General features: G+C 62.3%; 21 protein-coding genes and 2 tRNA genes. 9 read left to right on the plus strand and 14 right to left on the minus strand.

Annotated elements, in window-relative coordinates; all coding sequences use genetic code 11:
• Positions 1-17: 17 nt before the first annotated feature.
• From HQR01_RS08740 to HQR01_RS08750, 3 genes are all read left to right on the plus strand, one after another.
• Positions 18-1598, plus strand: coding sequence for an amino acid permease (locus tag HQR01_RS08740; RefSeq protein ID WP_173214360.1), 1581 nt, complete (start codon positions 18-20; stop codon positions 1596-1598).
• Between the two features lie 114 nt (positions 1599-1712).
• Positions 1713-2489: a hypothetical protein gene (locus HQR01_RS08745; RefSeq protein WP_234030098.1), complete on the plus strand. Its 777-nt coding sequence runs from the start codon at positions 1713-1715 to the stop codon at positions 2487-2489.
• Complete coding sequence (locus HQR01_RS08750; RefSeq protein WP_173214362.1) at positions 2486-4054, plus strand: Y-family DNA polymerase; 1569 nt, start codon at positions 2486-2488, stop codon at positions 4052-4054. The genes HQR01_RS08745 and HQR01_RS08750 overlap by 4 nt, the downstream gene beginning before the upstream one ends.
• A gap of 3 nt (positions 4055-4057) precedes the next feature.
• Here HQR01_RS08750 and HQR01_RS08755 read toward each other — a convergent pair whose 3' ends face one another.
• Positions 4058-4534: a PilZ domain-containing protein gene (locus tag HQR01_RS08755; RefSeq protein ID WP_325064490.1), complete on the minus strand. Its 477-nt coding sequence runs from the start codon at positions 4532-4534 to the stop codon at positions 4058-4060.
• A 116-nt stretch (positions 4535-4650) separates the two neighbouring features.
• Here HQR01_RS08755 and HQR01_RS08760 point away from each other — a divergent pair, with 116 nt between their 5' ends.
• From HQR01_RS08760 to HQR01_RS08770, 3 genes are read left to right on the plus strand one after another with little or no spacing between them, the layout of a single operon-like run.
• On the plus strand, positions 4651-8202 hold the full coding sequence (locus tag HQR01_RS08760) for an error-prone DNA polymerase (RefSeq protein WP_173214366.1): 3552 nt from the start codon (positions 4651-4653) through the stop codon (positions 8200-8202).
• A 10-nt stretch (positions 8203-8212) separates the two neighbouring features.
• Positions 8213-8851, plus strand: coding sequence for a LysE family translocator (locus HQR01_RS08765; RefSeq protein WP_173214368.1), 639 nt, complete (start codon positions 8213-8215; stop codon positions 8849-8851).
• Between the two features lie 32 nt (positions 8852-8883).
• Complete coding sequence (locus tag HQR01_RS08770) at positions 8884-9768, plus strand: alpha/beta hydrolase family protein (RefSeq protein ID WP_173214370.1); 885 nt, start codon at positions 8884-8886, stop codon at positions 9766-9768.
• A gap of 4 nt (positions 9769-9772) precedes the next feature.
• Here HQR01_RS08770 and phoB read toward each other — a convergent pair whose 3' ends face one another.
• The 11 genes from phoB to recJ all read right to left on the minus strand — a co-directional run bounded on the left by phoB (position 9773) and on the right by recJ (position 20636).
• Positions 9773-10462, minus strand: a complete 690-nt coding sequence (phoB, locus tag HQR01_RS08775; RefSeq protein WP_173216267.1) for a phosphate regulon transcriptional regulator PhoB — start codon at positions 10460-10462, stop codon at positions 9773-9775.
• 70 nt (positions 10463-10532) lie between these two features.
• Positions 10533-11204, minus strand: a complete 672-nt coding sequence (phoU, locus tag HQR01_RS08780) for a phosphate signaling complex protein PhoU (protein ID WP_173216269.1) — start codon at positions 11202-11204, stop codon at positions 10533-10535.
• A 13-nt stretch (positions 11205-11217) separates the two neighbouring features.
• Entirely contained in the window at positions 11218-11964 is a 747-nt protein-coding gene (pstB, locus tag HQR01_RS08785; protein ID WP_234030312.1) for a phosphate ABC transporter ATP-binding protein PstB, read from the minus strand.
• A gap of 38 nt (positions 11965-12002) precedes the next feature.
• On the minus strand, positions 12003-13253 hold the full coding sequence (gene pstA, locus HQR01_RS08790) for a phosphate ABC transporter permease PstA (protein ID WP_173214374.1): 1251 nt from the start codon (positions 13251-13253) through the stop codon (positions 12003-12005).
• Positions 13246-14631, minus strand: a complete 1386-nt coding sequence (pstC, locus tag HQR01_RS08795) for a phosphate ABC transporter permease subunit PstC (protein ID WP_173214376.1) — start codon at positions 14629-14631, stop codon at positions 13246-13248. The genes pstA and pstC overlap by 8 nt, the downstream gene beginning before the upstream one ends.
• A gap of 15 nt (positions 14632-14646) precedes the next feature.
• The gene (locus HQR01_RS08800) at positions 14647-15690 is read right to left on the minus strand and encodes a substrate-binding domain-containing protein (protein WP_173214377.1); all 1044 of its coding nucleotides are present in this window, start codon (positions 15688-15690) and stop codon (positions 14647-14649) included.
• 119 nt (positions 15691-15809) lie between these two features.
• Entirely contained in the window at positions 15810-17186 is a 1377-nt protein-coding gene (locus tag HQR01_RS08805; RefSeq protein WP_173214379.1) for an OprO/OprP family phosphate-selective porin, read from the minus strand.
• A 132-nt stretch (positions 17187-17318) separates the two neighbouring features.
• The gene (locus HQR01_RS08810; RefSeq protein ID WP_173214381.1) at positions 17319-18506 is read right to left on the minus strand and encodes a sensor histidine kinase; all 1188 of its coding nucleotides are present in this window, start codon (positions 18504-18506) and stop codon (positions 17319-17321) included.
• Between the two features lie 66 nt (positions 18507-18572).
• A tRNA-Glu gene (locus tag HQR01_RS08815) sits at positions 18573-18647 on the minus strand.
• Positions 18648-18694: 47 nt separating this feature from the next.
• A tRNA-Glu gene (locus tag HQR01_RS08820) sits at positions 18695-18769 on the minus strand.
• Positions 18770-18854: 85 nt separating this feature from the next.
• On the minus strand, positions 18855-20636 hold the full coding sequence (gene recJ / locus HQR01_RS08825) for a single-stranded-DNA-specific exonuclease RecJ (protein WP_173214383.1): 1782 nt from the start codon (positions 20634-20636) through the stop codon (positions 18855-18857).
• A 79-nt stretch (positions 20637-20715) separates the two neighbouring features.
• On the opposite strand from recJ, the gene HQR01_RS08830 reads away from it, so the two are divergent.
• Positions 20716-21201, plus strand: a complete 486-nt coding sequence (locus HQR01_RS08830) for a flavodoxin family protein (protein ID WP_173214385.1) — start codon at positions 20716-20718, stop codon at positions 21199-21201.
• Positions 21202-21320: 119 nt separating this feature from the next.
• Positions 21321-22133, plus strand: a complete 813-nt coding sequence (locus HQR01_RS08835) for a hypothetical protein (protein ID WP_173214386.1) — start codon at positions 21321-21323, stop codon at positions 22131-22133.
• Here the strand turns inward: HQR01_RS08835 and HQR01_RS08840 are convergent.
• Together HQR01_RS08840 and HQR01_RS08845 are read right to left on the minus strand one after the other, a co-directional pair.
• On the minus strand, positions 22130-23098 hold the full coding sequence (locus HQR01_RS08840; protein WP_173214388.1) for an NAD(P)H-dependent flavin oxidoreductase: 969 nt from the start codon (positions 23096-23098) through the stop codon (positions 22130-22132). The two genes, HQR01_RS08835 and HQR01_RS08840, sit on opposite strands and share 4 nt — an antisense overlap.
• Before the next feature lie 88 nt (positions 23099-23186).
• Positions 23187-24230 carry an amidohydrolase family protein gene (locus HQR01_RS08845; RefSeq protein ID WP_173214390.1) on the minus strand — a complete coding sequence of 348 codons (1044 nt, stop codon included), beginning with the start codon at positions 24228-24230 and terminating at the stop codon, positions 23187-23189.
• A gap of 393 nt (positions 24231-24623) precedes the next feature.
• Here HQR01_RS08845 and HQR01_RS08850 point away from each other — a divergent pair, with 393 nt between their 5' ends.
• A complete protein-coding gene (locus HQR01_RS08850; protein ID WP_173214392.1) occupies positions 24624-25250 on the plus strand; it encodes a hypothetical protein in 627 nt (208 codons plus the stop codon).
• Positions 25251-25404 lie beyond the last annotated feature (154 nt).

Here is a 25404-nt window from a genome sequence, read left to right on the forward strand (position 1 = left end):
AGGGGAGTTAAATCCACATGTTCCTTGACAGGATCAAGCCGCTCGACGCCATCCTGGCGACAGCGGAAAAGAAATCGTTACATCGTTCGCTCGGATGGTTCCAATTGACCCTTATGGGTATCGGTTGCGTGATCGGGACGGGTATTTTCGTTTTGACTGCGGTGGGCGCGCAAAAGGCCGGACCTGGCCTTATGATAGCCTTCGCCATTGCCGGTCTGGTCTGCATCGTGGCCGCGCTCTGCTATGCCGAAATTGCGGCGATGATCCCAGTTGCTGGCAGCGCCTATACCTATAGCTATGCGACCATAGGCGAGTTCTTCGCCTGGACCGTGGGCTGGGCGCTGATCATGGAATACGCCATCGCCGCAAGTGCGGTTTCGGTCGGCTGGTCGGGATATTTCAGCGGCACCGTGCTGGGAGGGTTGGGAGTTGAATTGCCCACCTGGCTCAGTGCCGGGCCGCTCGCCTTGGGCGGTGTAGATGGCGGTTTCATCAACCTTCCCGCGCTGCTCATCGCACTGCTTGTCACTGGCTTGCTGGTGATCGGTACTAGCGAAAGCGCCAAGGTCAATGCCGTGCTGGTGGCGATCAAGGTTACTGCGTTGACGGCCTTTGTCGCAATTACGCTGACGAGCTCGGACTTCGATACGAGCCGGTTCAATCCGTTCCTTCCTGCCGGTGTTTTCGGCGGCTGGGGCACGGGTGTTGGCGCAGTCGGTGCGGCTGCGACGATGTTCTTCGCCTATGTCGGCTTCGATGCTGTTTCGACTGCGGCTGAGGAAACCAAGGATCCGCAAAGGAACGTTCCGATTGGGCTGGTCGGCTCATTGCTGTTCTGCACGGTGTTCTACGTCCTTGTTGCAGCCGGCGCGGTCGGGACCATCGGTGGCCAGCCGATCCTCGATGCCATGGGCATCCCGCTCGAAGCTGGTTCGCCGGAACTCGCGCGCCAGTGCGCCATGCCGCAATATGCCGACGCGCTGGTCTGCTCGAACGAGCCGCTGGCACATGTGCTTAAGGTGCTTGGCTTCACCGGTTTCGGCAACGCGATCGGCCTAGCAGCCTTCCTTGCGCTGCCTTCGGTTATCCTGGTGCTGATCTTCGGTCAGACGCGCATCTTCTTCGTGATGAGCCGTGACGGCCTGCTGCCGGAGAGGCTCAGCCAGGTTCACCCGCGCTTCAAGACCCCGCACATCGTGACGATCATCACTGGTCTTGCCGTGGCGGTTGCAGCGGCGTTCTTCCCGGTCGGTCAGCTTGCCGACATTTCGAACGCAGGCACGCTCTACGCCTTCCTCATGGTGGCTGTTGCGGTGATGGTACTACGTGTGAAGGATCCGCAGCGTAAGCGCCACTTCAAAGTGCCGATGGTGTGGGTGGTTGCGCCGGCGACGATTATCGGTTGCCTGCTGCTCTTCCTCAACCTTCCACTGGCGGCGATGCTGTTCCTGCCGGCTTGGGGTGTGCTCGGTCTGGTTGTCTATTTCGGCTATTCGCGCAGCCAGAGCCATCTCGGGCGCGGGATCATCGAAGTGGTCGACGATGTGGCCGGTGAAGAGACGATGGTACCGATCCATCCTCCTGCCGACGGCAATTGATTGGAAGCGAATTGATGAGGCCGCTCCCTTCGGGGGGCGGCCTTTTTCGTTGGGGACGGGAGAATTGCGAATCACTCCAATATGGAACATAATCGGAACATAGGATCTGTTTCCATGCTCCATACCGATCTCGCCTTGGCCCCCTTTGCACGCTTCACGGATGCCGCCGTGCCCCGTAGTGCGCGCTGGCGTCCGGGATTGGCGCGACAAGCCGGGGCAGCGCTGCATAGCGAGCTGTTCGCCACGTCACGCGAAGCAGGGGGCGCTGCGGCCGCGCTTGCGTTGGCCCTCGATGACTGGTGGCATGCGCCCCGCGGGGAGGGGCAGGAGGTCCAGGACCGTCGCGGCGTGCTGTGGGTGCAAACGCGTGAGGCGGCACGGCTTACCGGACGACCCTATCATGCGGGATTGCCTGAAGACCTGCGTAGGCGTTTGATTCACGTGCTTGCCAACAAGGCGGAGGATGCACTCTTCGCGCTCGAGGAAGGGTTGCATTGTCGCGACCTTGCTTTCGTTATCGGCGAGATCGCGGGCAATCCCCGCGCGCTCGACTTCACCGCCTCGCGGCGTTTGACGCTGGCGAGCGAGAAGCACGGCGTACCGCTGTTCCTCGTCCGGATTGATGCCGCGCGCGACCTGTCCTCGGCGCGGATGCGATGGGAAATTGCTTCCGCCCCCTCCACGCCGCCGCGCTGGAATGCGCAGGCGCCCGGTACCCCCCAGTGGCGGGCCGAACTGTTCCGCGCGCGAAGCCATGCACCCGGCGAATGGCTGTTGCACGAGGCGGGCGGCAAGCTGCAGGCACTGCGCCCGCGCTCTGCGGATAACGACACCATCGGCCTGAACTGGACTGCGGGGCTGCAGCGCAGGCGGCTGTTGCGAGGCGAATGAACGCGCCTGGGGGTGAGGGGCGGTCACGGCGTCGCATCCTGGCCATCTGGCTCTCAGCGCTGGCGCTGGACCGCTGGCGCCTGGCGATGGGTGCGGCGGGCAGGGCGCTAGACGCGGGGCCGCTGGTTCTGATTGCCGATACTGCACACGGCCCACGGATCGAAGCGGTCAACCGTGCGGGCGTGACGGCAGGTGCGCGGGTCGGCATGCGGCTGGCTGACGCGCGGACCGTGTGCCCCGATATCGCCACCGCACCGAGCGACCCGGCAGGCGACCTTGCCTTCCTCGAACAGATCGCGCTGTGGGCACAGCGCTGGGGCCCATGGTCGGCGCTCGACGCGCCTGATGGGCTGCTGGTCGACGTGACTGCAGTACCGCACCTGTTCGGCGGGGAGGCAGAGCTCCTGGCCGATGTCCGCGATGCTTTCGCGAAGCGCCAACTTGCCATGCGCGCCGCTATCGCGCCGACCGCGGGTGCAGCCTGGGCACTGGCGCATTTCGGTCCACCGGGGGCGATCGTCGAGGATCAGGTCGAGCGGGCGCTGGCTGACCTGCCCGTCGCGGCGCTACGGCTCGATACGGATGTCGTCACCGTGTTGCGCCGCCTCGGCCTCAGACGCATCGGCGATATCGCCACTATGGGCCGCGACGCGATCCAGCGGCGCTTTCGCAACCGCAAGTCGCCGGCGGCGAACCCGCTGATCCGGCTCGACCAGCTACTTGGCCGTGTACCCGAGCCGGTGCTGCCGGTGATCCCGCAGCACATGCCACTGGTCCAGCGCAGACTGATGGAGCCGATCCGACACCGCCAATTGCTCGACCGGGTAGTAAGCGATCTTGCCGTGGACATGGCATGCGAACTGGAAGGCAAGGGGCAGGGGGCTCGCCGCCTCGAACTCGGCTTGTGGCGGGTCGATGGCGAAGTGGTCGTCCGCCGTCTCGAAATGGCCGCCGCAACACGCGATCCGGTGCATATCTGCCGTCTGTTCGCCGCGCGGCTCGACGATGTGGATGCTGGATTCGGGATCGAGATGTTGCGGCTGCGTGCCAGCTGGGCCGAGCCACTGGCGTTGACCCAGGACGATATCGAGGCAGCGGCGGAGAGCCAAGGTACCAGCCTTGCAGCCTGTATCGACCGGCTCACCGTACGCCTCGGTTCAGATGCGGTCCGTCGCCCAGTGCCCTTTGCCAGCTATTTGCCCGAATGTGCGCAGCGCTGGCAGGCGCCGCTCGAACCGGAGCCGCTCTCGCAAGGAGAGCTGGCCTTTCACGAAAGGCCCCTGAAGATACTCGATCGGCCTGAACTTATCGCGGTGCTCTACGCCACACCCGATGGGTACCCGCAACGCTTCCGCTGGCGTGGTTCGGTGCATGAGGTCACGCGGGTTGCGGGACCCGAGCGGATTGCCCCCGAATGGTGGCGCGAACGCGGTACGACCCGGCTACGCGACTATTACCGGATCGAGGATGATCGCGGGCGACGGTACTGGATCTATCGCCAGGGGATCATCGGCGATGGCCGCGGGGGCGCTCCCGATTGGTTCCTGCAGGGGTTGTGCGCGTAGCCGTCAGTCTGTGCTGGAAGTGCCCAACCTCGCGCGCTTCTGCCCCAGTGGAATATTCCCGCATTGCGCAACCGGCATCGAACTTTCCTCGACGCCATGCGCCGTCTCTTCCACCAGATAGGTGGGGATCGGCTGCTCGAAGTAGACCCCGCAGGCACCGTCCTTGCGCCAGGCGATCCTGCAGAAGACTTCGTTGAGCCCCCAGTCGAGCATGGCGTCGGCGCCTTCCGGGGGGAGGCCCGGGCCCTCGAAACGGGCGCCTTTTTCGGACAAGTCAGTCAGGCGGCCATGATGGGTACCCGCCGTCGTGCGCAGGCTGGCGGGACAATCGACCAACCACCTGCGGACGCTGCGCCTATCTGTTTGGAAACTATTCGCGACGGGGACCGATGCCATGGAAGCCTTCCTTTTGCGGCAGCATCCCGCGAGAGGGTAAACTCCGCCTTTCGGCTTGCGGTAAACGACCTGAAAAGGACGCATTTTTCACACACCGCTAGCAGGATCGTGTTTTAGAACATATAAAGAACAAGTGCGATTCAGGGAGCCTTTCAACGGATACGCGATAGCCGCTGCGGCGGGTGGATAAGCGTTAGCCCATGCCCGAGAACGATCTCCAGGCCCCCAGGCGAACGATCGACCTCGATCCGGATTCGATCGATCCGCTGCCGCGCGCACCATTCGTCGAACTGGGGATGGTTTCATGTTTCAGTTTCCTGCGCGGGGCTTCCGATGCGGTCGACCTGGTCACCCGTGCGCGTGAGCTGGGTTACGATGCGGTCGGGATTGCCGATGCCAATACGATGGCCGGGGTAGTACGGGTTCATGTCGAGGCAAAAACACTTAAACTGAAGCCACTTATCGGTTGCAGAATAGAAACGGTCGAAGGACTGGATTTCCTCGCCTACCCCACCGATCGGGCGGCCTATGGACGCCTGTGCCGACTGATCTCGGCTGGACGGATGGCGACGCTTGGCGGCGAATGGCAGGCCAAGGGTGCCTGCGACATCTCGCTCACCATGCTCACGCAGCACGCTGAGGGCGTACAACTGATCCTGATCCCGCCACGTGACCTTGGCACAAGCTTCACCATCGAGGTTGAGAGCAATGTCGTACCCTTCCGCCCATCGGGAGCGGGCAGGCCTGACGAGGGCAGGATGCATGTCAGCGGAACCCTGGCGGAGGTTCTTACCCATCTCACCCGCCAACTTCCGACGTTGCGCCATCTTGCTGCGAGTTATCTCTATACCGGTGACGATATTGCGCGGATTGCGACACTTGATGCGCTGGCGAAGGCGAATGGCCTTGCCATCCTCGCCACCAACGACGTGCATTATGCGACACCTGACAAGCGTCCGCTGCAGGACGTGATGACCGCGATTCGGCACAAGACCACTGTTGCCGCTGCTGGGTACCTGCTCCACGGCAATGCCGAGCGCTACCTCAAGCCGCCTGCAACCATGGTGAAGCTGTTCGAGCGCTGGCCGCATGCGATTGCCGCCGCGCGCGCGGTGGCTGATGCCTGCAGCTTTTCGCTCGACGAATTGCGCTACGAATATCCGGAGGAGCTTTACCCCGGCGGCATGTCTCCGCAGGCATTCCTTGAAAGCGAGACCTGGAAGGGAGCCCAATGGCGTTATCCGGCCGGTGTACCCGACAGTGTCGAACAGACCCTCCGGCGCGAGCTCGAATTGATCGGCAAGCTCGAACTGGCGCGCTACTTCCTTACCATCAAGGATATCGTCGATTATGCGCGCGGGGTTGATCCGCCGATCTTGTGCCAGGGGCGCGGCAGCGCGGCGAACTCGGCGGTGTGCTATTGCCTCGGCATTACCAGCGTCGACCCGGCCAAGCATGCACTGCTGTTCGATCGCTTCATCTCCGAAGAGCGCAAGGAGCCGCCTGATATCGACGTCGATTTCGAGCACGAGCGACGCGAAGAAGTGATCCAGTACATCTACGGCAAATATGGTCGCCACCGCGCCGGCCTTTGTGCCACCGTGATCCATTACCGCCCGCGCATGGCGATCCGCGAGGTGGGCAAGGCGATGGGGCTGACCGAGGATGTCACTGCCGCGCTTGCCAAGACCGTATGGGGCGGATGGGGGCGCGAGATCAGCGAGAAGCATGCCGCCGAAACGGGTATGGACCTGGCCGATCCGCACCTCCGCCGGGTTCTCAAACTAACCGAGCAAATGATTGGAATACCGCGTCATTTGTCGCAACACGTTGGTGGCTTTATTCTTACCGAAAGCGCGCTGACCGAAACCGTGCCGATTGGTAATGGCGCCATGCCCGAGCGTAGCTTCATTGAGTGGGACAAGGACGATATCGAGGCCCTGGGTATCCTCAAGGTCGATGTGCTCGCGCTTGGCATGCTCACCTGTATCCGCAAGTGCCTCGACCTGCTCGACGAGCACCATGACCGCACGCTGACCCTTGCCACCGTTCCGCGCGAGGATCCTGAAACCTACGCCATGCTGCGCAAGGGGGACTCGCTCGGCGTGTTCCAGGTTGAAAGCCGCGCGCAAATGAACATGCTGCCGCGCCTGCGCCCGCGCGAGTTCTACGATCTCGTGATCCAGGTGGCGATCGTGCGCCCGGGCCCGATCCAGGGCGATATGGTTCATCCGTATCTGAAACGGCGGCGTGGTGCGGAACAGGTAGAGATCCCCGCGCCAGGTCCCGAACATGGCCCGCCCGACGAGCTTTCGAGCATTCTCGAACGGACGCTGGGTGTGCCGATTTTCCAGGAACAGGCCATGAAGATTGCGCTCGACGCTGCACGTTTCTCTTCGGCCGAAGCGAACCGACTGCGCAAGGCGATGGCGACCTTTCGCAGTCGCGGCATGGTTAGTGAGCTGGAAGAGCTGATGGTCGGCCGGATGGTCGCGCGTGGTTATGACCCGGACTTCTCGCAACGCTGCTTCAACCAGATCAAGGGCTTCGGGGAATACGGTTTCCCGGAGAGTCACGCGGCGAGCTTTGCTCATCTTGTCTATGTCTCGAGCTGGCTCAAATGCCACTTCCCCGCTGCCTTTGCCTGCGCCCTGCTCAACTCGCAGCCAATGGGCTTTTATGCCCCGGCCCAGATCGTGCGCGACGTGCGCGAGCATGGCGTCACGGTGCTGCCGGCTGACGTCAACCTGTCGCAGTGGGACTGCACGCTGGAGAAGGTTGCGGATGAGCGCGAGAGCGGGGGAAATTACCGCCGCTTGGACAGGCACGTCGCGCTGCGCCTCGGGCTGCGGCAGGTCGATGGCTTGCCAGAGGCCGTGGCGGCACGGCTGATTGCCGAGCGGGAATCGAACGGGCCGTACCACGGCGTCACGGCGCTGAGGGATCGTGCCCGCATCGGTCCGGCGCATGTCGAGCGGCTCGCCAGCGCCGATTGCTTCGGTTCGCTCAAGCTGTCGCGGCGTCAGGCGCTGTGGGACGCACGTAGCCTGATTAGTGGCACGGAGCTGCCGTTGTTTGCCGCCGCTGCGGCGCGCGAGGAGGGCGCCGAGACATCACGAACGCAGCTGCCGGCGATGCCGCTCAGCGAAGAGGTGGTGGCGGACTACCAGACCACGCGACTCAGCCTGAAGGCGCATCCCATGGCTTTCCTGCGCGCGAGCCTGGCCGAGCGTGGCTTTGTGCGCGCATGCGACCTGCGCAAGCGCAAGTTCCGCAGCATGGTTCATGTCGCGGGTGTGGTGCTGATCCGGCAGCGCCCCGGTTCGGCCAAGGGCGTGTGCTTCATCACGCTGGAAGACGAGACCGGGGTGGTCAATCTCGTCGTCTGGCCGGATCTCATGGAGAAGCAACGCCGGGTAGTGATGGGCAGCCGGCTGATAGAGGTCAGGGGGCGTGTAGAGTATGATGATGAAGTGATACACGTTATCGCACATCACATGCATGATGCGACGGACGCGCTCTACGGCCTGTCCGATAACATGCTCAACGCGCCGGTTGCCCGGGCCGATCATGTCAATTCGCCGCTGCCCGACAAATCTAATCCGCGCGACAATCTCAGGACCGGGACCGACGATCCCTACCAACCGATCGAGCCGTGGCAGGAACCGCCACTCGGTAACCGTGACTGCGGTTGGCGTGGCGGGCACCCGCGCGATGTGCGAATTATTCCCCCAAGCCGCGACTTCCACTAGGGCGCGCGCCATGATCGATCCCGAGAAACTCGCCGCCTTTATGCTGGTGACGACGACGACCAGCCTCGTACCGGGGCAGTCGATGCTGTTCGTCATGGGGCAGGCGCTCTGGCGTGGCACGCGGGCAGGCTACATCGCGCTGCTGGGCATGCAGCTCGGATATCTGGTATGGTGGGCCTTGGCTGCTTTCGGCCTTGGCACGTTGGCCAGGGCATACCCACTGGCCTTCAGGCTGCTGGCACTGGCGGGTACTGCCTATCTGGCATGGCTCGGTCTCAAGGCCATTCGCCACTCCTTCCATACCGAAGAACACCGCCAGGAAGCCGCACGCAAGGCACCCGATGGCAATCCCTTCCGCGACGGCATTGTAGTCGCCATCGGCAACCCGAAATCGCTGATCTACATGGTCGCGCTGATCCCGCCTTTCATCGATGCCGCCCAACCGATCACCGGCCAAATCGTGACACTGGCGCTGGTTGCGCTGGTGCTCGATCTGCTGGTGGGCACGCTTTACATCCTCGCCGGACGAAGCCTCGCGCGGACCATGGACGATCCGGCAACAAGGCGCTGGATCGATCGCGGAGTTGGGGCCGCCTTCCTGACTATCGCGGGCCTGATATTGCTGGACCTCCTGACCACACCCGTGTGACAAGCGGCGCATCAAGGCTTTGGGAGAGCTTCGTGCTTACGATCACTCTGTACCTCGTTTCGGCCGCGTTGGCCCCACCAGCGGCCGCACAGGATAGCCGGGAAATCCCCGCCGCCATCTACACCGACCCCGTACCCGACAGTGAATATCCCGCACGGATGGAAACACTCCACATTCCCAGTGGTGGGGAGAGCATCAACGGTATCGCCTATCTTGCTGGGGGCCCGGGTCCGCACCCAACCCTGGTCATCTGCCATGGCTGGCCAGGCAACGAAAAGAACCTCGACCTCGCGCAGGCTGTCAGGCGCGCGGGATGGAACGCGGTGACCTTCAACTATCGCGGGTTCTGGGGTAGCCCGGGATCCTTCCGGTTCGCCCAGAATCCCGAAGATGCTGCCGCCGTGCTGGCCTTCCTACGCGATCCGGCGAATGCGGCCGCGCTCGGCGTCGATCCCGATCGCATGGCGATCCTTGGCCACTCGATGGGAGGCTGGGTCGCGGCGATGACCGCAGGACGGGATGATCGCCTGCTCGGCATGGGGCTCATATCGGCGGCGAATATGGGCTGGGTCGGGCGGCTCGAGCCGGACGATCTTGCCCAGCGTGCGGCGGGGAATGCGGAAACCCTCGCTGACACGACGCCTGAGCTGATGGCAGAGGAATTGATAGCGAACCGGAATGCCTTCGACTTCCTGCAGTTCGCCCCGCAGCTCGCAGGGAAGTCGAATCTCATCCTCAGTTCCGATGACGGTCTTACCTCTATGACCGATGCGCTGGTTGAAGCGATCCGCAAGGAAGGCGGGTCACAAGTGGTCGCGATCCACGAAGCGACCGATCACAGCTGGTCCAGCAAGCGGATCGCGCTGCAGGCCTACGTCATCCGCTGGCTGGAAATGTTGCCGGGATCCGGCAGCTAACCGGTCAATTCGGCTCGAGTGAGTAGCCTGCGCTGCGCACGGTGCGGATCGGGTCCTTTGCGCCTTCGATCTCGATGGCCTTGCGCAGTCGCCGGATATGGACGTCGACCGTGCGCAGCTCGATATCGCTTTCGGTACCCCACACGCCGTCAAGCAGCTGCCCGCGGCTGAAGACGCGGCCCGGACTTTCCATGAAGAACTTGAGCAAGCGGTACTCGGTTGGACCGAGTTGGAGTGCGCGGCCACGGCGCATCACCTTGTGGGCCACCGGGTCCAGCGAAATATCGCCTACTTCGATCGTCTCACCCGCCAGGGCAGGGCGGATGCGCCGCATGACCGCGGCCACACGTGCCAGCAACTCGCGTGGGCTGAATGGCTTGGTGAGATAGTCGTCCGCGCCAGTTTCAAGGCCGCGAATGCGATCGTCCTCGGCTTCGCGTGCGGTGAGCATAATGATGGGTACGTGCGCGGTTTCCTTGTCGCGGCGTAGCCGACGACAGACCTCGATCCCGCTGGTCCCTTCGATCATCCAGTCGAGGATGACGAGGTCGGGCGTATCTTCGGAAGCAAGGATCAGCGCTTCATCGCCATCGGCGGTCGCGCGGACCTGGTAGCCTTCATTGGCGAAGCGATATTCGAGCAGTTCCGAAAGAGCCGGATCGTCCTCGACGAGCAGTAGCTTGGCGGCGTGCAAATCCTTGCCTTCCCGAGATGAATTGGTTTCGGTCGGCACGGCTCTATGACCCTTCTACTACAGTTTTATGTCAACCATCCCCATCGGGCGGATAGTGCCCCGTGGCGGCGAAATGTACCATTTCGGCCACGTTGGTTGCGTGGTCGCCAATACGTTCGAGATTGCGCGCTACGAACAGCAGCTGCGCTGCACTTGAAATGGTGGAAGGATTTTCCACCATATGACTGACAAGATTACGGAAAATCGAGTTGTAGAATGCGTCGACCTTTTCGTCGGCAGCGATCACTTCACGAGCCAGTTCGGCATCACGCGCTGCATAGGCCGTCAGCACATCGTGGACCATTTCGCCCGCCACCTCGGCCATGGCCGGGAGGAGGGTCAGCGGTTCGAACTGCTTGCGGTGTGGACCGATTTCGCGGCTCGCCTTGGCAATATTCTTCGAATAGTCGCCGATGCGTTCGACCACGCCGGCGATCTTGAGTGCGGCGATCACTTCGCGAAGGTCATCGGCCATTGGCGCGCGCAGTGCGATGATGCGCACTGCCAACTTGTCGACCTCGCTTTCGAGCGCATCGATCTTCTTGTCGCCCTTAACGACCTTCTTGGCCAGTTCGTCGTCGCCCTTGACCAACGCTTCGAGCGCGTCCTGGATCGCGGCTTCGGCAAGGCCGCCCATCTCCGCGATCAGGCCGCGCAGCCGGGTGATGTCCTCGTCGAATGCCTTGACCGTGTGTTCGTGCATGGATGCCATGACCTTACCCGTATCGACCCGTGATGTAATCCTGGGTGCGCTGCTCCAGTGGATTGGTGAATATGTCGGACGTACGCCCATACTCTACCATTTTTCCGAGATGGAAGAAGGCCGTACGTTGGCTCACACGTGCGGCTTGCTGCATCGAGTGCGTGACGATGACGATCGCGTAGCGGCCGTTGAGTTCGGCGATCAGTTCCTCGATCTTCGCGGTGGCGATCGGATCGAGCGCCGAGCAGGGTTCGTCCATCAGGATCACTTCAGGATCGACGGCAATGGCCCGGGCGATGCAGAGGCGCTGCTGCTGACCGCCCGACAAGGCGGTGCCGCTGTCCTGAAGGCGATCCTTCACCTCTTCCCACAGGCCGGCGCGCTTGAGCGAGCGTTCGACGATCGCGTCGAGCTCTTCCTTGCCTTCGGCAAGGCCGTGAATCTTGGGCCCATAGGCGATGTTTTCGTAGATCGACTTGGGGAAGGGGTTGGGCTTCTGGAACACCATACCCACCCGCGCGCGCAGCTGCACGACGTCCATCTTCGAGCGATAGATGTCATCGCCGTCGAGCGTGATCTCGCCTTCCACGCGGGCGGAAGGGATCGTGTCGTTCATGCGATTGAGCGTGCGCAGGAAGGTCGACTTGCCGCAGCCCGACGGGCCGATGAAGGCGGTGACGTATTCGGTCGGGATATCGATCGAAACCTCGTCGATAGCCTTCTTGTCGCCGTAGAATACGGAGACGTCCCGCGCACGCATCTTGGCGTCGGTGGTTTCAAGGTTTTCGTGAACTACGGTCACCACTTTTTCTCGAACTTGTTGCGCAGGTAGATTGCGAGCCCGTTCATAACGAGCAGGAACAGCAATAGCACGATAATCGCCGCACTGGTGCGCTCCACGAAGCCGCGGTCGATTTCATCGGACCACAGGAAGATCTGCACCGGTAATACGGTGGCCGGCGAGGTGAGCCCGTCTGGTGGCGTCGAAACGAATGCGCGCATGCCGATCATCAACAGCGGTGCGGTTTCGCCGAGCGCGCGGGCCATGCCGATGATGGTTCCGGTCAGGATGCCGGGAAGGGCCAGCGGCAGGACGTGGTGGAAGACGACCTGAACCGGCGACGCGCCGATTGCCAGCGCACCATCGCGAATGCTCGGCGGGACAGCCTTGATCGCGTTGCGGCCGGAAATGACGATTACCGGCATGGTCATCAGTGCCAGCGTCAGGCCGCCGATCAGCGGCGCAGAGCGGTAACTGGGGAAGATCGTCAGGAAGACAGCCAGGCCCAACAGGCCGAAAATGATCGATGGGACCGCAGCGAGATTGTTGATCGACACTTCGATGAGGTCGGTCCAGCGGTTCCGTGGGGCATATTCTTCGAGGTAGAGTGCGGCCAGCACGCCGATCGGGAAGGCCATCAGCAGAGTGACCAGCATGGTCAGCATCGAACCCTTGAGCGCGCCCCAGATACCCACTTGTTGCGGGTTGGTCGCGTCCGAACGGCCGAGGAAGCCAGGATCGAAATTCTTCGCGAGCTTGCCTTCATCGGCCAGCTTCTGCGCCAGGGTCTGCATTTCCGCAGACCCTTCGCCCGAATAGCCCGAAGCGAGGTCCGCAGAAGTAGGTAGCGAGAAAGTCACCGTCTCGCGCAGGATCGACGGGTCGGCGATGATTGCGGCAGCAACATCGCGCCAGGCGTCGGGGCCAATCTCAGCGGCGGCTTCGTCGCCCAATGCCTGGCTGGCATAGAACGACACGACTTCGGACAGACCCTGCGCCTGGAGCGAATTTGCCGCGCCCGACTGAGTCATCATTGTCGGATCGGCGGCAATCCCGGCCTGTGTGAAATCGATCGGTACATCCATCTCGACGCGCTGGAAGCCGCCGATGCCGTTGAAAGTCATCGTTGCGAGCAGGAACAGTAGCACGGCGACGGAAAACAGGATTGCCCCCAGGCCAACCGCCTTGAAGCGACGCTCGGCTGCGTAGCGCTTTTGCAGTCGCGCTTCGAAGGAAGCGGTGCGGGTCGGGGCGACACGCTCATTCATATGCTTCGCGGAACCTCTTGACGACGCGCAGCGCGACGAAGTTGAGCCCGAGCGTCACCATGAACAGGACAAAGCCCAGCGCGAAGGCACTCAGGGTCGCAGGATGGTCGAAGCTGCCTTCGCCGGTAAGCATGGCAACGATCTGCACGGTAACGGTGGTCATCGCCTCGAGCGGGTTGGCAGTCAGGTTCGCTGCGGTAGAGGCTGCCATAACCACGATCATGGTTTCGCCAATAGCACGGCTGATCGCCAGCATGACGCCGGCAACGATGCCGGGGAGCGCGGCAGGAACCAGCACCCGTCGGATCGTTTCGCTGGTTGTCGCACCCATGGCCAGGCTGCCGTCGCGCATTGCCTGAGGGACCGCCGCGATTGAATCGTCCGCCATCGAGGAAACAAAGGGAATGATCATCACGCCCATGACGAGACCTGCGGCCAGGGCACTCTCGCTCGATGGATTCGACACGCCCATCGCCAGTGCCAGGTCGCGAATGGCGGGGGCGATGGTGAGCGCCGCGAAGTAGCCGTAAACGACGGTAGGAACGCCTGCGAGGATCTCCAGCGCGGGCTTGATCCATGCCCGCAGCCGCGGATCGGCATATTGGGTAAGGTAGATCGCGCTCATCAGGCCCAGCGGGATCGCGACGATCATCGCAATGATCGCGCCGATGAAAATCGTTCCCCAGAACAGCGGGATGGCGCCGTAGCGGCTGCCGTCGACCGCGGCAGCGCGGGCCATGGGGTCGGGCCCCCAGTGCGTACCGAACAGGAAATCGATCGGCGAGACCATGCCGAAGAAGCGCACCGTCTCGAACACCAGGCTGGCGAGAATGCCGAGCGTGGTCAGGATCGCGACCAGCGATGCGCAGAGCAGAATTGTCATCACGATTCGCTCAACCTTGGAACGGGCGGCGAAATCGGGTTTCAGGCGCAGGAAGGCCCAGGCGCCTGCGAGGAAGGCGATCACCAGCGTCGCGGCGATGCCGATGCCTCCGTAGAAGGAAATCGCATCGCGATAGGGCTGGATCAGCGCGGTCGCCTTCGGATTGAACACGGCGGGCGCGGCCCCCGTCGCCACGTTGCGGGCCTCGTTGAGGAGCGCATCTCGCTGGAATCCGAATGCAGGAAGTTCGGCCGCGGCAGGATCAGCCAGCACGGACTGAATGATCAGCCCCGGCGAGATAGCCGACCACAAAGTGATGAAAGCCAGGACGGGCAGGGTAACCCACAGCGCAACGTACCACGCATGGTAGGTCGGTAGGCTGGAGATGCGCCCGTCAGGGCTGGCGCGCCGGAAGGTCCAGGCGCGTGCGCGGGCCGCCAACCATCCGGCAAGCCCAAGGCCAAGGGCCAGGAGAAGCAAGATGGTTGGCGACATGCGTTATTCGTTACCTTACTTGAGCTGCGAACCGTCGAGCAGGGTGTACTCGGTGGCTGCCTTGGTGCTCGCCGCCATAACGTCATCCGGCGAGGCTACAAGCCCATGCTTGGCCAGCGGACCATCCTTTGCCCACATCTTGGTCCAAGCGACCAGATATTCCTTGAGGCCGGGAACAGCATCGAGGTGGTTCTTCTTGACGTACATGAACAGCGGACGCGCACCCGGATAGGTGAAGCTGGCGATGTTGTCATAGGTCGGTTCGACGCCATTGACCGTCAGGCCCTGGAGCTTGTCGAGGTTTTCTTCAAGGTAGGAATAACCGAAGATGCCGACGGCATTCATGTTACCTTCGATCTTCTGCACGATCAGGTTGTCCTGCTCACCCTGGTCGACATAGGCGCCGTCCGAACGGACTTCGGTGCAGACCTTCTTGAATTCGTCCTCGTTGGTTTCCTTCAGCGCCTTGGTCGCTTCGTCGGTCTTGCAGCCGGCTTCGAGGATCAGTTCCTTGAGCGCGTCGCGGGTGCCCGAGGTGGACGGCGGGCCATAGACGAGGATCGGAATGGCGGGCAGCGAGGCGTCGACGTCCTTCCAGGTCTTGGCGGCCTGCGGCTTGCCATAGGGGTTGGCGGCGAGCGCTTCGTAGATGATCTTGGGGGTCAGGTTCATGCTGATCCCGCCCTTCGCCGAAGCCAGTGCAATGCCGTCAAGACCGACCTGGATTTCGACGATGTCGGTCACCCCATTTGTCTTGCAGGTCTCGAACTCGCTAGCCTTCATACGGCGCGAAGCGTTGGCGATGTCCGGGGTCTCGAATCCTTCGCCCTTGCAGAACGTTTCGATGCCGGCGCCCGAACCGATCGATTCGATGATCGGTGCCTTGAAGTCGGGATTGTCGCGGCTGAACGCTTCGGCAACGGCCTTGGCGAAGGGATAGACCGTCGACGAACCGGCAGCGCGGATCGAATCGCGGGTGGCAGTGCTGACGCCGCTGCCGCCGCAGGCGGCGAGGGCAGCGGCTGAGACGGCGGCGAAAATGAGGGACTTGGTCTTCATGATGATAAGCCTCTTCGTTGATAGCTAGCGGCGCAAGAGCGCCTCAATGTTACACGGTTGCGACACGCGTATGACTTTCGACGGAGCAGAGCAAAAAATGCCCCGCTCCAGCGAAGTCATCAGAAGTCAATCTGCGCGCGCAGGCCGAAGGCATCGACGGTGTAGGACGTATCGCCTCCCGCCGCTGCATAGACGGCGTCGTCGTATTTGAGCGCGCCATAGTTGAGCGCGAACAGAGTATAGGCGGTCGGCTTCCACACCAGCGACGCAAGGAAGGCATCCTGCTTCCCACCAAGGATACCGGCGTCATTCAGGTCGAGAAAGTCGTAGCGCAGGTTGAACTGGAGCGAGCCAATCCCGCCGCTGCCGACAGGGTTTGCCGGTTTGGTGCGGTCGAACTTGCCACTCTTGTAGCCGCGCGTATCGCCCTTGGTCAGGTAGATGCCGGCTTCGGCATAGCCGCCGAAGAAGGTCGGGTCGGCGCCTGCGCCCGGCGTGTTCACCTTCTGCCAATATCCTTCGGCGGCGGCATGGAACGGACCCGAGACTACTGCGCCTTCGAGACCCAGACCGAATTCGCTGTCGGCCGCAAGGTTGCCGGTGTTGATGAAGCGTTCCGAAGTGAAGTGGACCAGCGGGCGCTGGCGATAGCGGACGGTCGCGGCCGGATCGTCGATATTGTTGTAGTGGATCGAACCGCCGAGGTGGAACTGGGTCTTGCCGGACTTCGGCATCAAGACGAAGCGGGCATCGGCGCCCCGGTTCTTGCTTTCGGTATCGGCAAAATTGTCGGTGAACAGGCCAGCCTGGGCCAGGACGATACCGTTCTTGTAGGTTGCCGATGCACCGATGCGGCGTTCGAAACCAAACGCATCGGTAAAGGCCGCACGCTCGATAAAGGTGGTGTGTAGGCTGCTGGTCAGCTCTTCCAGCGACTGGAAGTTGTTCTGGTGGCCGACGATGATTTCCAGCGGGCCGTCGCTATAGGACAGGTAGGCGTCGGCCGCTTCGACCTCGTTGCCGGCGAAGTCGAGCTCGAACTTGTAACCGAAGCCGCCGGGAATATCGCCCTCGACGCCAAGGCGTGCGCGGCGGACTTCATTGCCGAAGCCGTCCTCACGACCGGTGGGTTCCGGTGCGCTGGTGAAGCCGACGTCATACATCAGGCGACCACGCGGCTTGAAGCTCCAGCCGCCTTCGCCTTCCAGTGCGGGCGCACCCTTCCAGGAGATCTTGGTGGTTGGTTCCTTGGGAGCCGGGATCGCAGCCACGGCCTCGGCCTGCGCCGCGATGGTGGCGTCCTGCGCGTCGTTCGCGGCCTTGGCGGCGGCCAGCTCACCTTCGAGCTGGTCAATTCGCGCATTCATTGCACTGAGCTGGGCGCGCATGGCGGACAGCTCTTCAGCCGAAACCGTAACGGACTGGGCATAGAGCGGGGTGGCCATGGTGCAGCTGAGCGCGGCAGCCGCCACAGTAAGACGGTACTTGCGGGTCATTCCGAATCCTTTTCGGGGAAGTGACGTTTCGGCGACGCGTCTATGACCGGCAAATTACAGTTCTGTGACAGACCCTGCTCAGCCGTATCTGACCTGTGGACAGGTTGTGGAAATCGGCGCCGAGCTGCGCGCCTATTCGGCCTCGGCTTCCTGTTCCAGCGGAAGGATCACGGCAACCTTCGTTCCCTCGCCAACCGTACTCTCGATATCGAGGCGTCCACGGTGGCGTTCGACAATATGCTTCACGATCGCAAGGCCGAGCCCAGTCCCACCGGAAGCCCGGCTGCGCCCCGGATCGGTGCGGTAGAAACGTCGGGTGAGATGAGGAAGGTGTTCGGGCGCAATCCCCTCTCCGCGATCGCTGACGGTCAAGCGCAAGCGGCTCTTGCCGCGCGGTTCGATGCGGATGGAAACAGGTGCGTCGGAAGCGCCGTATTTGAAGCCGTTATCAACGAGGTTTCGTACCAACTGCTCAAGCTGTTGCGGATCGCCGCGAACGGTAAAGTGCCCAGCAGCCTTGAAATCCAGCCTGTCCTGCCGTTCGCTCCCCGCAGCGTCGCGTGCGGCGCGTTCGACCAGCGCGCCGAGGTCGACCGACTGGTCGGGAAGTTCGTGTTTCTCCGCTTCGATCCGAGAAAGCGACATCAGGTCGCTGACCAGATCCTGCAACCTCCGCGCTTCGCGGTGAATCGTGCCCAGGAACCGTTCGGCCATGGTGCTGTCGAGTGACGCCGGATCCTCGCGAAGTGTTTCGACGTATCCGATGATCGCGGCAAGCGGTGTGCGCAACTCGTGGCTCGCGTTGGCTACAAAGTCGGTATGGGCGCGGGCAATGTCCGCTTCGGCGGTTTTGTTGACGAGTTCGATGACCGAGAGATTTTCGTCGAGTGCTTTGCGATTGATCCGCCAGATATCGTTGCGCCTGGCCAGGCCGCGAATGACCGCTCCACCATCTCCGCCCTGTTCGATGAGCCTGATGGCTTCTGGCTGGCGCAGCGCCATTCGCACGTCCTGGCCAAGGATATGCGTGCCGAGCAGTCCACGCGCAGCGTGATTGGCAATGACCACACGGTCGCGTTCTGTAATCACCACGGGCGCTTCGGAATGTTCGAAAAGGTCGCGCATTGAATCGCGCGAAAAGCCGCCGTTTGATGTGCGCCGCTCGGTCGGGGGAGGTGGCGCTGCGACCAGCCAGAGCGAGCCGGTCCACAAGAGCAGCACCGCGAAAGCCCATGCAAAGTCGAGGCCCGAGATCAAGAGCGCGAGGCTGCCGACCAGCGCCAGTGCGAATCCGGACCAGGGAAAGGGTCGCCTATGCATTGCGCCGCGGCTTAGCCGTGCGGGTACGGCTGTGCCAACCGTAATCAGAGTGCTGTCATGAAAGGCTGGTGACCCCTACGGGAATCGAACCCGTGTTTCAGCCGTGAGAGGGCCGCGTCCTGACCGCTAGACGAAGGGGCCATTCCTAATCGCGGGTATCTACGCCGCTGGAATGAAAAACGCCACCGTGGTGACCCCTACGGGAATCGAACCCGTGTTTCAGCCGTGAAAGGGCCGCGTCCTGACCGCTAGACGAAGGGGCCACATCGGTGGCGTGGCGGCGCACTTAGGGGGGAGACCTGCAGGCGTCAACCCTACAATGTCACGCGCCCGCCATGCTGGCCCCGATCAGGCCCAGGCCGCATCCTCGAGGTGGAGTTCGGCGGCGGGGCGACTGCCCCAATCGTCAATCTTGACCCGGCCAGCCAGCCATAGCCGGCGACCCTGTGCGCCGTGGAGCAATGCCTGTCCCAATTCGCTCTCGGCAGCACGGAAGGCGATACCCTTGAAACTGCGCCCGTCGTCGCCCGCTGCGATGAGCCGTACGTGATCGCTGCCCACGATGTCACATTTGACGAGCCGGACGGGTCCTACCGCCACGCGCGGACCGGGCCAGCCCATGCCATAGGGACCGCCCGCTTCGAGCGATTCGACCAGCTCCGGAACCAGACCGCCCGGCGCGACCGCGACGTCGAGCAGCATCTCACGCTCGGCAGACGCGCGCGCAACTGCGCCCTCCAACTCGACATCGAGCCACTCGGCCAGTTCGTCCACCTTGTCGCTTGCGACCGTCAGGCCTGCCGCCATGGCATGGCCGCCGCCAGCCACCAGCAGTCCTTCGTGACGCGCGCGAATAATCGCTGCGCCAAGATCGACACCCGCGATCGAACGACCCGAACCCTTACCTTGTCCTTCGGCAGCATCGAGCGCGATCACCAGCGCAGGCTTGCCGGTCTTTTCCTTGATGCGTCCGGCAACGATCCCGATCACTCCTGGGTGCCAACCCTCGCCCGCCAGCAGGTGTACCGCCCGATTATGTTGCGCGGCCAATTGTTCTTCCGCAGCCTCTTGCACCGCCGCCTCGATAGCTCGGCGTTCCTCGTTCAAGGCAGAAAGTTGTGCCGCGATGGCGCGCGCCTCATCCGGGTTGTCGGTAGTCAGCAGGCGAACGCCAAGCGTCGATTCGCCGACCCGCCCGCCGGCATTGATGCGTGGACCCAGCGCAAAGCCGAGGTCGGAGCAGCCAGGTGCGCGTTTCAGCCTGCTGGCGTCGATCAGCGCCGACATGCCGATATTCTCGCGCCGCGCCATGACCTTCAGGCCTTGCGCCACGAAAGCTCGGTTGAGGCCGTGAAGGGCCGCTACGTCCGCCACCGTACCCAACGCGACAAGATCGAGCAGCGCGAGCAGGTCCGGTTCCTTGCGCCTTTCGAAGAAGCCCTGGGCGCGCAACGTCCTGACCACGGCGATCGCAAGCAGGAACGCCACTCCGACAGCAGCAAGGTGGCCGTGGGCAGCAGCGAGATCATCTTCGTCCAGGCGGTTGGGATTGACCAGGGCCAGCGCCCGCGGGAGCTCAGCGGAACATTTGTGATGATCCACCACGATGACATCGATCCCGGCATCGTGTGCCATGGCAAGTGCTTCATGCGCCATCGCGCCGCAATCGACTGTCACGATCAGGCTGCTGCCTTGTTGCCCTAATCGTACAAGCGCTTCGCCCGACGGACCGTAACCTTCGAGCAGCCGGTCAGGGATGTAATAGTCCGCAGAAAGGCCCAGTTCGCGCAGTAGCCGGATCAGCAGCGCGGAGCTGGTTGCGCCGTCGACATCGTAGTCGCCGTAGATGGTGATCCGCTCATTGCTGAGCACGGCCTGCGCAATGCGATCGGCAGCGCTATCCATGTCCCGGAAAGCCGATGGGTCGGGCAGGAAGGCGCGCAGGGTCGGGTTGCGATGGCGGGCAAGGTCGTCTCGCTCGACACCTCTCGCGAGCAGCAGCTGGTCGACTATGTCCTGGCCGGAGCCGAGCCCGCCAGCCAGTTCCATATTACCTCCCCGCCAGCGCCAGGCCCGGCCCGTTAGTGATTGGGTGACGCCGAAAACATGGGAGAGTGCGTGGGAGGCCATGGCGCAGTCTAACCGTCGGTGCTCCACTGTGAAAGGTCGACGAGATTGACAATCGACAAGTGCCCGCGATGCTGGGCTGATGGATGACCTGCAGCTCCTTATCGCCTGGCATAGCCGCACCGGCACAGCGGAGGCACTGGCGTGCGCTGCATCGCAGGGGGCGGGCAAGCAGGCTCTCTTGCTACGTGCGGACGAGGTCGGGCCGGAGCATTTCCTGGCGGCAGGTGGTTTTCTGTTCGCCTGCCCTGAGAATCTCGCGACCATGAGCGGTGCGATGAAGGAGATGTTCGACCGCTGCTACTACCCGGTACTGGGCCGGATCGAGGGCAAGCCCTACGCCACAATCATCGCGGCAGGGTCGGATGGCGAGGGGGCCCAGCGGCAGATCGACCGAATCGCCACAGGATGGCGGTTGCGGCGGGTGGCAGAACCCTGGATCGTCAACATGGAAGCCCAAACCTCGGAAGATATCCTCGCACATAAGACGCCGCGGCGTGAGGATATCGAAAGAGCCCACCTTCTGGGTGCGTCGCTTGTGGAAGGGATCGGAATGGGAATTTTCTGACGCGGCACCTCGCTGTCGGCTCCTGCCCTGACGGGATTCTCATCCGCACCGGATATTTTTCCATATTTTTCAATATGAACGGGAGTGAAAAAAGAAATCGAGTCTGTAATCCTGCCTGAATGACAATTGCACACTCTTTCGCAGATGCGGCTATTGGCCAATCCGGATTGCTATTGCTGTTTGGTAGCGGGAACCGGCCCGAGCGAAGTCATATCATCGCCGCGATGGATTGGGGCGGACGCACCTCGATCAGCCATGACCCCGCGCAATTGGACGCATCCGATAAGCGTTGTTCGGACGACACCGGAGTGACTGCATGTCAGACCGACAACTGGCTTGAGCTGCAACGCGATGGCCTGACATTCGATCTAGTCGGCTTGTCCGGTGGCCCTTCGCTTGCCGTACCGGTTAACCTCCATAAGGTCGGCAACCCTTCTGAACTCTCGCTTGATATGGTTGAGGCGATCGGTCTTGCGCCCGGTCCGCACCTCGCGGCCGGATCGGCGAGCCTCCCGGTCGTGCGAACGCAGCTTGCCGTTGCTGTCGAGCTTATCGAAGAACTGCCCGGGCTTGTGGCGGTTTGCTGGGCGGCGGCGGGTACGGTTCTGCCCCCGGCCTTGTTCAGCAGTGTTGTAACGGACTGGCTTGCTGGAGGTGCCTTTCCGGCAAGGGCATTGCTGCACATTGGCAAGGGGAGCGTGGATTGCCTGCGAAGTTACGGCCTAGCCTATTTCACGGGGCAGGAAATCGAGCTCTCGGAGTGGCTCTCGCGGGACGAGACGACGGCAACGGATCTGGCCCACCACCTTGTCCATGAACTTGTAGCGACCGGGCCGATTTGCGACCCGGTCGAACTTCATCTTGGCAAGTGGGGCTCGCTACGGCTCAAGCCGTCGAGCGACGGCGCTACCGTGCTAGTCGAGCAGGCCTAGGCCGTTGCCGCAGCCAGGGCTACCTTGGCTGCTTCGTACTCGCGCTCCAGCCGCGCCACGGTGGCTTCGACCGGGGCGGTTTCGGTGACCGTGCCGATGCCCTGACCCGAACCCCAGATGTCCTTCCACGCCTTCGCCTTGGTATTACCGCCGCTGCCGAAGTTCATCTTCGAAGGATCGCTCTGGGGCAGGTCGTCGGGATTGAGCCCGGCGGCCTCGATGCTCGACCGCAGGTAGTTGCCGTGCACACCGGTGAAGAGGTTGGTGTAGACGATGCCGCTCGCGCTGGCTTCGACGATGGCGTCCTTGTAGCGCTGGTCGGCATTGGCTTCGGTGGTGGCGATCCAGGGCGAACCGATATAGGCGAAGTCCGCGCCAAGCGCTTGCGCGGCAAGGATCGAGCGGCCGTGCGCGATCGATCCCGAGAGCGCCACAAGCCCATCGAACCAGCTACGGATTTCCTGCATTAGCGCAAAGGGGCTGAGCACGCCGGCATGGCCGCCTGCACCGGCGGCAACGGGGATCAGGCCGGTAGCACCCTTTTCGATCGCCTTGCGCGCAAAGCGATCGTTGATCACGTCGTGCATGGTGATCCCGCCCCAGCCTTTCACGGCGGAGAATACATCCTCAAGCGCGCCGAGCGAGGTAATGACAAGCGGCACCTGCCACTTGGCGCAGGTCGCCATGTCCGCATCGAGGCGGTCGTTCGACTTGTGGACGATCTGGTTGACCGCGTAGGGCGCTGCCGGACGATCGGGGTTGGCGCGGTTATGCGCGGCCAGTTCCTCGGTGATCTGGTGCAGCCACTCGTCGAGCTGGCTTTGCGGACGCGCGTTGAGCGCGGGGAAGCTGCCTACGATGCCTGCCTTACACTGGGCGATGACGAGTTCCGGCCCCGAAACGATGAATAGCGGCGAACCGATGACGGGCAGGCGCATCCGGTCAAAAGGGGCGGGAAGGGGCATCCGTTATCTCCGTTGCATTCTGAAACTTGGGTATGGCTTATGGCGCACGCGAGCGCTTGTCGAGCGTGACGTTACGTAAACGTCAGCTTCAATCGAGCAGGTGTTCTATGCCGTAGATGCGCGCTGCGGTTCCGGAAAACAGCGCACGCTTCTCATCGGGGCTGGCACCCTGCGCCAATCGCTTGAAAGCGTTCCACAATACTGCGTAGCTCGCCCCCCAGCGATCGACCGGGTAATTGCTTTCGAACATGGCGCGGTCGGGGCCGAAGGCATCGATGCATGTATCGACATAGGGGCGCCAAAGCGCAGCGAGATGTTCGGATCCGTAGCCCTTGGCCGGCCCATCCTCGGGCAGGCCGCAGAAGGCCATCGCCAGCCCGCCCAGTTTGACCGAGACATTGGGACAGTCGGCGATGGCGTGAATTGAATGACGCCATGCGTCGAAACGCTCGTGCAGCTTGCCACGATAGCTGGCGATGTTGAGCGGAGTGCCGCAATGGTCGAGCACGATCTGCTGGTCGGGGAAGGCTTTCGCCAGTTCCAGCACATCGCCAAGCTGCGGCTCGAGCAGCCAGGCATCGAATGTAAGGCCGTAGTCGGCATAGGCGGCAAATCCTGCGCGAAAGGTATCGCTGCCATACAGGCCCTGGGGCGCGTGGAAGGGCGGACCGAGCACCTCCGGATCGGCGTCCCACGCCGCTGCGTGGCGAATGCCGCAGAACCGCCCATTGCCCGCCGCGATCAGCGCCTCGACGACCGGTTTGACTGCATCGCCCAAGGTAAGGTCGGCATGACCGACGATTGCGGCGCAAGGGCGGTAATTGCCGTAAAGACCGCTTGCCCCCTGCGCCGCCACCCCATTGACGAACTCGACTTCGCCGACTGACTTCAGTGCTTCGCCCCGGCTCGCATCATAGAAGGCACCGCATTCCATGAATACCGTCGCCACGATGTTGTGGCCGCTATGTGTGTCGGCATGAAGTTCATCGAAAGTGTAGTATGCCGCGCCGGCGATAGCTTCGAGGAAGTCGTGCCGCGGTTCGGGAAACGCGCCCATCAGCGGGCGCAGGTCCCACAGGTGATGGTGCGGATCGACGATGGGCAGGTCCGGTTCGAGGATTACTTCGGTCATGGCAGGCTCTCTCTCCCTGGCGCCGTGTAGGACCGATGTCGGATACCCCCGGAGCCTTCCCTTCTGGATGGAACACATGGAACACGGTTCTGGCAAGGAAAACTGGAGGCCAATCCTTGATAGCTTCCCGTGTGCGATAGTGCGGAGAGAATGGGTGGGTTCACAGCGACCCTGTGTAGCATGAGCTCAGGCTAGGAAAGCATTCTTGTCGTCCCGAAAAATAGTAAATGGTAATCTTTGAGGAAGAAACGGTGACTAGTGCGCGACATCTGAATATCGGATCAGAGGTCGCAAATGAGTTTTGGCAGGAAGGGACTGCGTAGGAGTCCAGATAAACTGCAGCCATACAGGAATATGGAGCCTACGCCGGAGCGGTGGGAGCTTGAGAGAAGTTTGCTCGTCGAGCAGGAATCGCACGACAAATCCTTCTTTGATATTGAAGATAGGCGTAATTGGGTCTGGTTAGGCTTTGTCTCGATCCTTGCAGTCATTTCGATCGATGATTTCTTTTCAGATTCCGTACTCGTTACCCCGATTAATCCGGACCTTAACTTTGGTGTCACTGCAACATGTGCGGTGTTGGGCTTTGCACTCGCCTTTTGGCGCTTGCTAAATCGGACTGGTCGTCGGCGCCGCCTTGGAGACTACCTGGTGGTTTTCCTCGTTGCACCGCTTCTTGCCGGAATGTGGGGGAACGTCACGGTTTGGCGCATGGCCGAGCACCTCGCGTTCTTTGGTTCCGATGCATCCTGGGAGCCAGCCGTTTATCCGGTGCAATCGTTCGTGCGGAACACTCGCAGGCGTCGCCCCGATACGTACAAGATTAAGATCGACCCTTTTGGTGCAAGGAATGTCGATATTCCAATACCCTACGCGCAGTATGATCAGTTTCGCCGATCTTCAGCTCCGGTATGCGTCACTGTACTTCAGCGCGAGTCCCCTTCGGGCGCTGTTCAAATCATCACAAACGGGGGCCTTGACTTAGGAACGCCGGAACCCGTGCAGCTGCATAGCTGTTAGCTCATGGGGGCGAGATATTGGGAACTCCCTCCTTCGCAGGCAGCCGCAAGCGATTTCGCTTTCGTTAGATTTGAACAAGCTGGTCAAGCGCGGAGGAGCCCGTAAGCGCCTGCGGAAGGCAGTGAATTGTCGCTTGGCTCCTCTTGGCCGAATG

Source organism: Erythrobacter mangrovi (assembly GCF_013260645.1).
In the GTDB taxonomy this organism is placed as follows: Bacteria; Pseudomonadota; Alphaproteobacteria; order Sphingomonadales; family Sphingomonadaceae; genus Qipengyuania; species Qipengyuania mangrovi.

Excerpts from the sequence above, each read along its gene's own strand:
- pstA (WP_173214374.1), bottom strand. The coding sequence starts at position 13,253 with ATGAATGAGCGTGTCGCCCCGACCCGCACCGCTTCCTTCGAAGCGCGA.
- HQR01_RS08760 (WP_173214366.1), top strand. The coding sequence starts at position 4,651 with ATGCCCGAGAACGATCTCCAGGCCCCCAGGCGAACGATCGACCTCGAT.
- HQR01_RS08750 (WP_173214362.1), top strand. The coding sequence starts at position 2,486 with ATGAACGCGCCTGGGGGTGAGGGGCGGTCACGGCGTCGCATCCTGGCC.
- HQR01_RS08765 (WP_173214368.1), top strand. The coding sequence starts at position 8,213 with ATGATCGATCCCGAGAAACTCGCCGCCTTTATGCTGGTGACGACGACG.
- HQR01_RS08845 (WP_173214390.1), bottom strand. The coding sequence starts at position 24,230 with ATGACCGAAGTAATCCTCGAACCGGACCTGCCCATCGTCGATCCGCAC.
- pstB (WP_234030312.1), bottom strand. The coding sequence starts at position 11,964 with ATGCGTGCGCGGGACGTCTCCGTATTCTACGGCGACAAGAAGGCTATC.
- phoU (WP_173216269.1), bottom strand. The coding sequence starts at position 11,204 with ATGCACGAACACACGGTCAAGGCATTCGACGAGGACATCACCCGGCTG.
- HQR01_RS08810 (WP_173214381.1), bottom strand. The coding sequence starts at position 18,506 with ATGCATAGGCGACCCTTTCCCTGGTCCGGATTCGCACTGGCGCTGGTC.
- HQR01_RS08840 (WP_173214388.1), bottom strand. The coding sequence starts at position 23,098 with ATGCCCCTTCCCGCCCCTTTTGACCGGATGCGCCTGCCCGTCATCGGT.
- recJ (WP_173214383.1), bottom strand. The coding sequence starts at position 20,636 with ATGGCCTCCCACGCACTCTCCCATGTTTTCGGCGTCACCCAATCACTA.
- HQR01_RS08830 (WP_173214385.1), top strand. The coding sequence starts at position 20,716 with ATGGATGACCTGCAGCTCCTTATCGCCTGGCATAGCCGCACCGGCACA.
- HQR01_RS08805 (WP_173214379.1), bottom strand. The coding sequence starts at position 17,186 with ATGACCCGCAAGTACCGTCTTACTGTGGCGGCTGCCGCGCTCAGCTGC.
- pstC (WP_173214376.1), bottom strand. The coding sequence starts at position 14,631 with ATGTCGCCAACCATCTTGCTTCTCCTGGCCCTTGGCCTTGGGCTTGCC.
- HQR01_RS08755 (WP_325064490.1), bottom strand. The coding sequence starts at position 4,534 with ATGCGTCCTTTTCAGGTCGTTTACCGCAAGCCGAAAGGCGGAGTTTAC.
- HQR01_RS08835 (WP_173214386.1), top strand. The coding sequence starts at position 21,321 with ATGACAATTGCACACTCTTTCGCAGATGCGGCTATTGGCCAATCCGGA.
- HQR01_RS08800 (WP_173214377.1), bottom strand. The coding sequence starts at position 15,690 with ATGAAGACCAAGTCCCTCATTTTCGCCGCCGTCTCAGCCGCTGCCCTC.
- HQR01_RS08740 (WP_173214360.1), top strand. The coding sequence starts at position 18 with ATGTTCCTTGACAGGATCAAGCCGCTCGACGCCATCCTGGCGACAGCG.
- HQR01_RS08745 (WP_234030098.1), top strand. The coding sequence starts at position 1,713 with ATGCTCCATACCGATCTCGCCTTGGCCCCCTTTGCACGCTTCACGGAT.